Below are 9,802 nucleotides of genomic sequence, written 5' to 3'. Positions count from 1 at the left end.
GTCCGCCCCAAGGTCGACCGCCAGGGGGTGGGCCGCGCGGTCCTTCCCCCCGCGGCCCACCCCCTGGCGGTCGACCTTGGGGCGGACTGTCCGGCCGGGAGGCGGCGTCCCGGCCGGACGAATTCGCCGGCGGCCCCGCCGACTGCGCCCGGGTGGGCGGCGCGGGCGGCCGGAATTGCGCCTCCGGCAGCAGATGAACCAGCGGCCCCGTAATCGCGTCGCCGAGCCGGACCAGCATCGGCCGATCCACCGGAACGGGACGCGTGATCCGCTGGGCGTCCACGAAAACCCCGTTGGTACTGCCGTTGTCGGAGAGCACCCAGGCGCCCCCCTGCCAGCCAAGTGTCGCGTGCACACGAGAGACCAGCGGACTGTCGACGAACACCGTCACCTCGGGCGCGCGGCCCAGGGTCACCTGCTGAGTGTTTTCGAAGATCCGATCGGTTCCCTCATGGCGCACGGTGATCTTCTGCGCCCCCGGTAATGACATGAGCCGGATAATATGCGATGGCCGTGACATCGGTGGGGCTCGAACGTGCCCCCGATCGCCGGGGGCGGCGCAGGTGACGCAGCGACTACCGGCCCGGGGAGGGATGGGGAGATGGCGAAACGCCCGGTGACGGCGACCCTCGCCGTACTGGTGCTAACGGTCGGTCTACTGGCCGGGTGCACCATGACAACCGGTGGGCACGCGGTATCCATCTACGACGACCCGTTCCAGGTTGCCGGGCTGCCCACCACCAGCGGCCCCAGCGGTCCTCGTTCCGGTGTTCCCGATTCCGCGCTGACCGCGACGGGCGGTGACAAGGGCGCGGTCGACACGTTGGCGCTCAATGCCATCGACGACATTCAAAGTTATTGGCGCGGCGAGTATCACAACGAGTTCGAGGGCGACTTCACCCCGGTCACCAAGTTCTATTCCTGGAGCGCGAAGGCGCCGCGCTCGCAGGAGACGCAGTTCTGTAAGGACACGACCTACCACCTGGTCAACGCGGCCTACTGCCGGCTGGACAATTCCGTCGGCTGGGACCGCGGCGTACTGCTGCCGATGATGCAGGACAGCTTCGGGAAGATGGCCGTGGTGATGGTGCTCGCGCACGAGTACGGCCACGCCGTTCAGACGATGTCGCGCATCGTCACCGCCAAGGATCCGGTCATCGTGAAGGAGCAGCAGGCCGACTGTTTCGCCGGGGCGTTCATGCGTCACGTCGCCGAGGACAAGGCCGCGCATTTCACGATCAACACCTCCGACGGCCTCAACAACGTGCTGGCCGCGACGGTCGCCATCCGCGACGCCAATCCCGAGGATCCGGAATCGGTGCACGGCTCGGCCTTCGAGCGGGTGACCGCGGTCCAGATCGGTTTCACCGACGGTCCGAAGGGCTGCAAGGCGATCGACATGAAGGACATCGATCGCCGCCGCAAGAATCTGCCGCAGTCCTTCGGCGACGACGTCAATCGCGGCGAACTGGCGATCACCAAGGACAGTCTCAAGGAGTTGAGCAAGGCGATGGCGGCGATCATGCCGATCCCGTCCGAACCGACCTACGACTATCACGGCGCCCTCATGCACTGCAGCAACGGCGCCGACACCGTGCCCGTCACCTACTGCCCCGCGACGAATACGATCGGCACCGACATCCCGGCCCTCGCGCAGCGCGGCGCGGCGAATACCGATGAGCAGGACGGCTTTCCGACTCGCGTCGGCGGCGACTACAACGCCTACGTCGTGTTCGTCTCGCGCTACGCGCTCGCGGTCCAGCGCAACGCGCACCAGCAGTTGACCGGAGCGAAGACCGGTCTGCGGGCCGCCTGTCTGTCGGGCGTGATCACCGCGAAGCTCGCCGATCCGCATCGTGATGCCGGTCAGGGCGATATCGCGCTGTCTCCCGGCGATCTCGACAAGGCGGTTTCGGGACTGCTCAGCGATGGGCTGGCGGCCAGCGATGTGGAAGGCAAGACCGTGCCGAGCGGCTTTTCCCGGGTGGACGCGTTCCGGGCCGGCGTGCTGGGCACGCAGGAGATCTGCGAGGCGCGTTACTCCTGACACGCCGCCTCCGATGGCGACCTCCTATGGCGACCCCCTATGGCGACCTCCGATGGCGACCGCGGTGGTTACGCAGGCTGCCGTCTCCCGCCGCGTCGCTACGGGCGCTCAGCCGAACGGCGGGGGCGCGGCCGGCTCCAATCGCAGTACACGGTTTCCGAGCATGATCTCCGAGCCGTGCGCGAGCACCATCGGCTGATTCGGTTGCAGCCGAATCCAATCGCGATAGCCGGCCGGCCGGGCCCGGGTGCCGTTGGTGGAGCCGCGATCCACGACGGTGATATCCCAGTTCATCAACCGGATTTCGGCGTGGGCCCGCGACATTCCGCCGGAGGAGTCCTCGATTTTGACCGGCACCAGACCGCGCTGGGCGGCCTCCGAGTTCTCCGGGTCCCGTCCGATCACGGCGTCGGCCGCGAGCAGATAGGTCATGCCGTCGTCGAGTACGAGCATGCCCAGCGGCGGCCGGACGACCTCGACCGGGTGCTGGGTCTGGTCGACCGGCATTCCGCAGACCGTGCAGAACGCCGAGCGTGGATCGCTGGGATGAGCACGAGCGCAGGTGAATCCCATCACCCGCACGGTCAGCGAGGTCGCGCGGGCGGTCGCCTCCATTCGGCGTTCCAGTTCGGGATCGGGGCCGGGAGCGGGATTCGTACCGCGCAGCCGGGTTTCGGCCAGCCGGGGATCCTCCGCCGGTTCGGGACGTGATATCCCTTGCCGCGCATCGGCTTCCGGCGTCCGGTCCGGTCCGGTCGGGAGTGGGGGCAGCTGCGGTTCGGGCCGCTGCGCCTCCAACTGCGACGTGGGCGAGGGCTCGGCGCGGTGGTGCGCACCGGCGGCGGGACGGGCGGCACGATCACGCGCGCGGGTCCGCTCGCCCTCGAACCAGACCACCGCACCCGCGGCGGCTGCCACGCCCTCCACCAGGGAGCCGATGCCGCGTTCGGGCAGTTCCGGAATCCGGCCGCGCTCGTCGTCGATGAACAGCGCCGCGGCGAGGGCAGGCGGTTCGGTGAACCGGTCGACAGTGAAGGCGGCATCCACACCGCGGTAGTACTCGACACCCCGGGCGCCCGCCAGTACGGCGGTAACCGACCCGTGCAGGAAGATCGCCACCCCACCGGTATCCGAACTGGAAAGAATACCCAGGTCAACCGGGCTGCCGTCGACCTGTTCGGCCTCCCGTATCAGCCAGCGGGTGGCCTCGCGCGCGATGATCCGGCCGGGTCCTTGCGGCGCATGCTCGGACGCCTCGGACACCAACTGCGCCAGCGCCTCGGCGGCGCGCATCGCCGGTGCGTCGGGGTGAACCCGGCCGCGACCACGATGCGCGACAACCACGACGGCCCCCGCGACGCGCACGACGACATGGTTACCGGCGACAACCTCGACCTGCCGATCCATCAACGGAATCGGCCTCCGAGCGAGATCAGCGCAGCGGTCAACACACGGACAAGGTTAAGGCAATCATTGTCGTCGAGTCCCCGCTGTCGGGTCCGGTCCGGTAATTTCGATGTCGGAGAACCGGGAGAGAGCACCGGGAGAAGGGGGGGCGGTCCATGGACCGAGCTATTCGCAGATCTCTGGTTTTCACCTGTGCCGCACTGCTGGCCGTGCTGACCGGTTGCGGCGTACAGGGAACCCCGACCGCGGCCGAGCTCGATGTCCGCACGCTCGACGTCGGGCCGTACCCGGTCGACCGCCACAGCTACGACGCCACCGCGGGCAGCAAGGGCGCGCTGGCGGAGGGGATGCGGATGTCGCAGGCCGTGGTCCCGGCCGTTCGCATCGACCCATCGCTGACGATCGGCGCCGGCGGGCGAGTCGTCGCCGACAGCACCGAGGCCACCCGCCGCCTGCTGGCCGCGGTCTCCAAACCGGTGCTCGACCGCAACAAGATGATCGTCGCCTACGTCGCGGCGGGTTCCGACAAGCCCGGCTCGCTGGACAGCGCGGCAGCGGCGACCTCGGTCACCGATCTGGTGCTGCGCTTCCCGGACGAGTCCGCTGCCCGGCAGGCCGCGCGCGAACTCGAGGATGTCGACTTCGGCGTGGCACCCGACCTCAATCGCAAACTCGCACTGCCGAAATACCCGGACGCCTATATCCACTACCGTCCGGGGATCCCCACCATCGGCACCTTCATGGCCTACAAGCAGTTCGTGATCTCGCTGTTCATCGAGCGACCCCGCTCCGAGGAGGCCGATCTGCTCGCCTGGGTCCAGAAGACCCTCGACGCCGAGGTGCCGGCACTCGACCACTTCCAAGCGACGGCGGCCGGCGGCCTCGACGCATTGCCGGTGGATCCGGACGGCCTGCTCGCCCGCGCCGTCGTGCGCGATCGCTCGAACCGCACCCCCGATGCCGATCGCTTCGCGGTCTATGCCGCACCGGCATTCGTCCACATCTCCTCCGACGAGACCACACGCCAGCGCCTCGTCGACGACACCGGCATGGATGCCATCGCCGTCGCCGACAACAGCTCGGTGTTGCGCGTCCGCGACGCCGATGCCGGGGCGCGCATGATCAAAGGGCTGATCTCCAGTTCGGGTGAGCAGTATGAGCCGGCCGACGCGCCCAAGACGGTGCCCGGGGCCAAATGCCTGACGCTCAACAGTTCGGGAGATCCCCAGAAGGACAGCAAATTCCGCTGCTACGTGCCCTACCGGCGATACGTGGAGGTCGTCAACGCCAACAGCCGCGAAGATATTGATCAGCGGGTTGACGCGGCGTATGCGTTGCTGGCCAACAGCTTCTGACCGCACCTGGGCGGCGCGGGCGCGCCACTGCGCTGGAGTACTATGCCGCGAGACCCAGCCTGGAAGGGGAGCTGATGTCCACGGTCGATCTGATACTGACCGACAGCCGATTGTGGGCACGCGGCGAATCCACTCATTGGGACGGCGCTCCCTCGGTGGTCCCCGCCAGCGACGGTGCGAGTCTCGTTGTGGGAGAACCACTTCAGCCACCCTCCCCTGCCGTCTCGGTGGTACGGCTGGCCGCGGCCGACCGCATCGCCTTCGTCCCGATGCTGCCGACCGTCGCCGACGCCTTCGCCGCGATCTTCGGCGCGGTGCTGACGAATCTGCGGCTGCCCAGCGCGTGCGAACGGCTCACGGTGGTGAGCCCGTCGGAGTGGGGCACGCGCCGCCGCGCCGCGCTCGAGGCGGGCGCCCGCCGTCTGGCCGGCGAGATCAGCGTCGAACCGCTGGCATTGCGGGTGGCCGGACTGTCCGCGAGCACCTCGCAGCAGCAGCGCATCGCGGTGGTGGAACTGAATCCGCTCACCACCACCGTCACCCTCGCAGGCCGTTCGGGCACCGAGACCTGGATCGAGGCCTGCGAATACGAGCCGACGATCGGATCCGCGGATCTGGCCGAGGGACGCGGCGTGGAGGCCGTCGTCGATGTCGTGGATCGACTGCTCGGTGGCCGCAAACCCAGCTATCTCGTGGTCGTCGGTGCCGCCGAACCCGCACTGCTCGACGCGATGCGCGCGGAACTTTCCCGGCGCTACGGCTTCGGTGTCGACCTGCGCGCGATGTCCGGTGTGGACTTGGTCCGGGGCGGGCCCGCGATGCCCCCCGCGACCGAACCCGCGCAGTTCGCCCCGCGGGCACCGTGGGTCGGCTCCCTGCATGAGCATGCGGCCGCGACGGCGCCGAAGCGCCGCACTCCACTGTTCATCGGCGTGGCTGTGTTCACGGTGGTCGTCGCCGCGGTGGCGGCCGCCGTCGTGCTGACCCGATCCGGCGGCGAGTCGCATACGGCCGAATCCACCGGTACGCACCCGTCCGCCGTCGCCTCACCGACCGCGGCGCGGGCACTCCCCACGGAGACCTTCGGGCGGGTCGGCGCGGTGGTTCCGGCGGGTTGGCATATCAGCAATCGCACCGGCGCCCGGGTCGACTTCTCACCGGACGACGGTGCGCGCGAACGCATTTCGCTGGTCCAGAAGGACCTCGCAGCGAGTTCCGGCATCGAGGACGTCGCCGCCACGCTCGAAACCCAGATTGCCAAGCGACCGGCCGGCACGGTCGGGCCGCTGCGGCGCAACGTCATCTTCGGCGGACGCCCCGGGCTGTCCTACGAGGAAACTCCCGGCGACGGCACCACGGTGCGCTGGCAGGTTCTGGTGGATTCCGGCCTGCAGGTGAGCGTCGGCTGCCAATACCCTGCCGGGGGTTGGCAGCCCATGGCCGCGGCATGCGAGAAGTTCGTCGGCGATCTGCGGACGGGGGCCTGAGACCCGGCCCACGGCGACGCCCGCACATCGGTACCGCCGCCGGTGAAGGGCACCCCGTCGGAGACGGGTGCTATCTTCTTCCCAGCGTCGGCCGAGCAGGCACGTGTGCTCACCGGCGTGGAGCCTGCGGGAGGGGACTATGCGAAATTCCGTGCGTGTGCTGGCCGCTGCCGTAGCCGCGCTGGCGCTGGCCGCGACGGGATGCGGCTCCGACCCGACTCCCGCTCCGGCCGCCGAGCCGACCGTCGATCTCAGCGGTCTGGACGTGGGGCCGTACGACGCCACGCCGCGCGATATGGGCAAACCCGCCAATCCCGGTCAGGCCGCATTCTTCGAGGCGGAACGACTCGGCAGCGCGATGCCGCTGCCGATGGATATCGACCCGGCCTTCACCCATACCGGCAAACTCGACACCCTGGTCTTCCTCGATCCGAAGACGTCGGTGATGAAGGACTTCACCGACCTGAGCAACTTCGCCGAAGACGCCCCGGACCTGATCGGCGGCTTCGCCTCCTACGGCCGCGACGACCCGGACAACCTGGGAAGCGAACTGGTCAACGCGGCCATGATCTTCCCGACCGAGCAGCGCGCGACCGAGGTCGCCGCGGCCCTGGAGCGGCGCGATTTCGGCCGGGACCCGCAGACCCAAGCGGTCGCCATCCCCAACTATTCGCTGGCGCACGCGCATTGGGTGCCGACCAAACAGGCGATCGACAACTGGTATCCGGCGGGTCGGCTGGTGGTCTACACCTCGGTCTACGACCAGGCCAAGAACTGGTTCAACAAGGTCGATCTCCCGGCGCTCGTCTCGCGCGTGCAGAAAAGTCTCGACACCATCCTGCCCGCGCTCGCGAAATTTCAGCCGACACCGCCGGACAAACTGATGGACCACCCGATCGACATCGACGGGATGCTCGGCCGGACGATGATCCGGCCGAAGGAGGCTACCGGCGAATGGCTCAACCCGCCCGGGGTCTACCTCGGACATGCCGGGCTGCACTTCAGTAGTGATCCGGGCGAGTCCCGGGCGTGGTACGACCGCGACGGCGTCGACCGCTTCGCCGACTACGGCAACGAACTGTACCGAGCCCGCGACGCCGCGGCCGCCGCGGATATTCGCGACGAGTTGAGCGGAGCGCAAAAACACTTCAAGCAGGCGGCGCCCCCGCGGAATCTTCCGGTCGCGAAATGCCGGGAATACAACGGCCAGGAGATGTTGGCCGTCCGCTTCTACTGCTCGGTGTACTACGGCAGATATGCCTCGCTGGCCTGGGGTGAGCAGTTACTGGATGCGCAGCAACGCATTTCGGCCCAGTACACCATTCTGGTGAAGGCGGATCCGAAATGACCACACGATTCGTCCGGGCGGCGGCCGCCGCGGCCTGTCTCGTTGGACTCCTGACGGCGACCGGGTGCGGCGCGACCGTCGGCGGCTGGGCCGGCCCGTCGGAGATAGACGTCCGGAAGCTCGATGTCGGCAACTACGACGTGCGGCCGCTCGATATCCACGTGGACTACCGGCCGGGCTTCGTCAACGCACCCTCGGCCGCCGGCATGCGCCTCGCCGAGCACGTGGTGACCGCGGATCAGGTCGACCCGTCGCTGACGAAACGCGAGAAAGCGGGCAGTTTCTCCGCCGGCGTCCTGCCCGATGCGCTCGGCAACGAGAGCGATATGGAGGCCGTCGCCAAGCGCGACCGCATGGTGTACGGATTCTCGACCGCGGCCAGTGACAAGGACGCGGGCTGGGGTTTCGCCGGCTGGCCGAAACCCGAGAAGCCCTATTCCACCGTGCTCGCACTGTCGGTCATGCAGTTCGACGACGCCGCAAGCGCCACCCGCGCCGCCACCGATTTCTACAACACCGATTTCAACGCCTACAAAGACCAGAACCAGTCGGTGCCGCTCGCGAAATACCCTGACGCACACGCACATTGGCTCCCCGGAACACCGTCGATCCGCTCCTTCCTCGCGCACGGCTCCTATGTGGTGTCGGTACTGGCCCTCACTCCGACACCGAACCTGAACAGCCTCACCTCGCTCACCGAGAAGGCACTGGACGTCGAATTCCCCCAGCTGGACCGGCTGCCGCCGATTTCCGACGAGGACACGGTCAAACTTCCCTGGGATCCGGATTACCTGCTCAGCCGGGCGCTCAACACCGGTCAGTCCGGGCGTCCCCAATATGGCGACGACAACGGCGTATTCGGTCCGCACGGAATTCTGCACTACATGTCCGATCGCAAGGCCGCCGCACAGAGCGTCGCCGCCCTGAAGGCCGACGAATTCGCCAAAACCTCCGACGCTCTGGTGTTGCGCGCCGCCGACGCCGCATCGGCGAAAAAGGCTGTCACCGATCGCGTCATCTTCCAGGGTGGTGGCCCGGCCGTCGATCCGGTTCCCCAGCTCACGGATTCGGCATGCGTAGAGAACGGTACGAAGAACGTCGACAGCGGGCTGAAGCGCTATACCTGCATCGTCGCCTACCGCAACTACGTCGGCTATGTGACCTCGAATCAGCTGGTCGACGTGCATCAACGCGCGGCCGCGCAGTACGCCCTGTTCGCCAACAGCCAGTGGCAGCCGTGACTCGACCGCCCACCTCGAAGTCCAGTAAGCTCCGCGACGATACGCGGCCCGCCGAACTACCAGGAGTTTGTTACTGATGGTGATGAGTCCCGGCACCATCGTCGGTGGGTATCGGATCGTTCGCCAGCTGGGCGCCGGTGGGATGGGCACGGTGTATCTCGCCAAACATCCCAGCCTCCCCCGCATGGACGCCATCAAGGTGCTCAGCGGTGAACTGTCGTCCAACCACGAATTCCGGGGCAGATTCGAACGCGAGGCCAATCTCGCTGCCGGCCTGGATCATCCGAATATCGTCTCGGTCTACAACCGCGGTGAAGAGCACGGCCAGTTGTGGATCGCCATGCAGTACGTCGACGGCACCGACGCTTCGGCCGAACTGGCCCGCGACCCGCATTCGATGACTCCGCTACGCGCCCTGCGCATCGTCACCGAGGTCGGTAAGGGCCTGGACTACGCGCACCGCCGCGGACTCCTGCACCGCGACGTCAAACCCGCGAACTTCCTGCTGTCGACCCCCGAGGACGATGACGAGGAACGCGTCCTGCTCACCGATTTCGGTGTCGCCAAATCCGCCGACGATGCCACCGAACTCACCCAGACCGGCAGCTTCGTCGCGACGATCGCCTATGCGCCGCCGGAACAACTCCAAGGCATGGCGGTCGACAGCCGAGCCGACATCTACAGCCTGGGTTGCGCGTTCTACAAGCTCATCACCGGCCAGAACCCGTATCCCGCAACCCAACCCGCGATGGTCATGATGGGGCACCTCTACGAGCCGCCGCCTCGTGCCACCGCCGTCAATTCCGGGCTACCACCGGCGATCGACCACGTCTTCGCGCGCGCCCTGGCGAAGAATCCCGCCGACCGCTTCAGCAGCTGCCGCGAGCTCACCGACGCCGCCGCGAACGCCCTCACCC

General features: G+C 67.8%; 8 protein-coding genes. 6 read left to right on the top strand and 2 right to left on the bottom strand.

What is annotated here, in order from left to right:
• The coding region (locus C5E41_RS32340) for an FHA domain-containing protein (RefSeq protein WP_146097778.1) at nucleotides 1–490 on the bottom strand (490 nt) is incomplete at its 3' end.
• A 111-nt stretch (nucleotides 491–601) separates the two neighbouring features.
• Here C5E41_RS32340 and C5E41_RS32335 point away from each other — a divergent pair.
• Nucleotides 602–2,047: a metallopeptidase gene (locus C5E41_RS32335; protein ID WP_104379475.1), complete on the top strand. Its 1,446-nt coding sequence runs from the start codon at nucleotides 602–604 to the stop codon at nucleotides 2,045–2,047.
• Nucleotides 2,048–2,155: 108 nt separating this feature from the next.
• On the opposite strand, the gene C5E41_RS32330 is transcribed toward C5E41_RS32335, so the two are convergent.
• The gene (locus C5E41_RS32330; protein WP_104379474.1) at nucleotides 2,156–3,454 is read right to left on the bottom strand and encodes an FHA domain-containing protein; all 1,299 of its coding nucleotides are present in this window, start codon (nucleotides 3,452–3,454) and stop codon (nucleotides 2,156–2,158) included.
• Between the two features lie 155 nt (nucleotides 3,455–3,609).
• Between C5E41_RS32330 and C5E41_RS32325 the strand changes: the two genes are divergently transcribed.
• From C5E41_RS32325 to C5E41_RS32305, 5 genes are all read left to right on the top strand, one after another.
• On the top strand, nucleotides 3,610–4,809 hold the full coding sequence (locus C5E41_RS32325) for a DUF7373 family lipoprotein (protein ID WP_104379473.1): 1,200 nt from the start codon (nucleotides 3,610–3,612) through the stop codon (nucleotides 4,807–4,809).
• Between the two features lie 74 nt (nucleotides 4,810–4,883).
• The gene (locus C5E41_RS32320; protein ID WP_104379472.1) at nucleotides 4,884–6,296 is read left to right on the top strand and encodes a type VII secretion-associated protein; all 1,413 of its coding nucleotides are present in this window, start codon (nucleotides 4,884–4,886) and stop codon (nucleotides 6,294–6,296) included.
• 139 nt (nucleotides 6,297–6,435) lie between these two features.
• The gene (locus C5E41_RS32315; RefSeq protein ID WP_104379471.1) at nucleotides 6,436–7,644 is read left to right on the top strand and encodes a DUF7373 family lipoprotein; all 1,209 of its coding nucleotides are present in this window, start codon (nucleotides 6,436–6,438) and stop codon (nucleotides 7,642–7,644) included.
• Nucleotides 7,641–8,885, top strand: coding sequence for a DUF7373 family lipoprotein (locus C5E41_RS32310; RefSeq protein WP_104379470.1), 1,245 nt, complete (start codon nucleotides 7,641–7,643; stop codon nucleotides 8,883–8,885). The genes C5E41_RS32315 and C5E41_RS32310 overlap by 4 nt, the downstream gene beginning before the upstream one ends.
• Before the next feature lie 76 nt (nucleotides 8,886–8,961).
• Nucleotides 8,962–9,802, top strand: an 841-nt coding sequence (locus tag C5E41_RS32305) for a serine/threonine-protein kinase (RefSeq protein ID WP_146097777.1), incomplete at its 3' end; no start/stop codon positions are given.

Source organism: Nocardia nova, from assembly GCF_002933465.1.
GTDB classification, from domain to species: Bacteria; Actinomycetota; Actinomycetes; order Mycobacteriales; family Mycobacteriaceae; genus Nocardia; species Nocardia nova_B.
This window is presented reverse-complemented; position numbering and strand designations above follow the sequence as displayed.